This is a genomic window from Oscillochloris sp. ZM17-4 (assembly GCF_019599295.1).
Classification (GTDB): domain Bacteria; phylum Chloroflexota; class Chloroflexia; order Chloroflexales; family Chloroflexaceae; genus Oscillochloris.
In genome coordinates this window covers 1-1,356 of record NZ_JAIEWN010000170.1, presented here as the reverse complement: position 1 = coordinate 1,356, position 1,356 = coordinate 1, and the positions used below count along the sequence as shown (strand labels likewise).

The window sequence follows — 1,356 nt, the reverse complement described above, 5'->3', positions numbered from 1 at the left end:
GGTGCCGTCTCCCAGGCATGGATGAGCACCCGCGCGGCGGTGCGCCAGGCCACCGGCAGCCCGGAAACCAACTGCTCGGTGTCCCAGCCCAACACCTCACGCCGCAGCCAGGCCCAGGCGATCAGCGCCAGGCCCGCTCGGCCCACGACTGCCTGCATGTCGGCATGCACCGCGTCCAGCGGTGCCACAAACGTCAGCAGCGCGGGGGCCGCCAGACGCACATGGGTGTGCAGCCGCTTGAGTTCGGCTTGCACGCCACTGGGTGCCGTCGCCTGAAGCTCGGCCAACAGCTCCAGGGCGGCCTGCAGTTCACCCTGACGACACGGTGCATCCTGAATGCCCGTGCGGTCAAGCGCCACCACCGCCAACCCATCGCGCAGCATACTGCTCCAGGCGTGCAGTTCCGCGACCGTCCGGGTCAGGTGGACGATCTCGGCCTCGTGCGCAGCCACATCGGTTTTCGGCTTCCCGCCACGGGGTTTCTTGCCGGCTGCGATCCGCGCGGCCTGACGGATGACCGTGGGCGTCCGCTCGTCCAGCGTGCGCAGCTGGCGCGTCAGGCGGTGCTGCACCTGACTGATGGTATGGAAGAGGTGCCAATGGTCACGCCCGTGTCGCCCGTGGGGGTCGACCGTCTGACACGCCGACCCTATCGCGTCACCGCCATCGCTCACCAGACTATGCCAGCGCAGACCCCGGTCCTGGGCCAGCCACAAGACCAACGTCCAGCTCTCGGCGTCCACGGGCAGGGGTCCTTCCGCCGCCCAGACCGCCCAACTGACCGTATCGACCACGTTCAGGTACGCGCCACGACGGTTGTTCGCGTAGATCTCGTCCAAGGCCAGGGCGCGGATGCTGGCAGGGGCGTGCGTGGCCATCCAGTGCAGGGCCCGCTCCTGGGCCTCCTGCACCACGGTACTGATGGTGCCGATGCTGACCTGCTGGCCGGTCAGGCGGCGGAGGCACACCTGGATGTTGGCATAGCTGCTATGGCTCTCGACCAGCAAGGTCAGGATCTGACACGCCACGTCTGGCGCGACCACGGTGGTCGTGGTGGTGTCGGTAAAAGCCTGTTCCAGCGCCGCACGGGCCTGCGCTTTCCAGGTATACAGGCTCTGGCGCGACACACCGACGGTGCGGCTCAGGGCGCTCACCATGCCATACTCATGATCGTGTGCAAGCATCTGACTGGCCCATTGTATCCGCTGCTCGGGCGTGCTACCATGCGTCTGACCCATCGGGTTCTCCCTGTGTTTGATGGTGGATGCGGTACATCAACCATACGGCACAGGGAGTTTTGCTGCAAGCCCTTCGGCGGAACTGTCAAGCTGGAATGGCCGATTCTGAAACATGCCT

Annotated in this window: 1 protein-coding gene; it reads right to left on the bottom strand. The window is 66.3% G+C overall.

Going from position 1 to position 1,356, the window contains the following annotated elements:
- A partial coding sequence (locus K2Z83_RS28465) for a hypothetical protein (RefSeq protein ID WP_220598548.1) occupies window positions 1-1,157 on the bottom strand: 1,157 nt, incomplete at its 3' end.
- Window positions 1,158-1,356 lie beyond the last annotated feature (199 nt).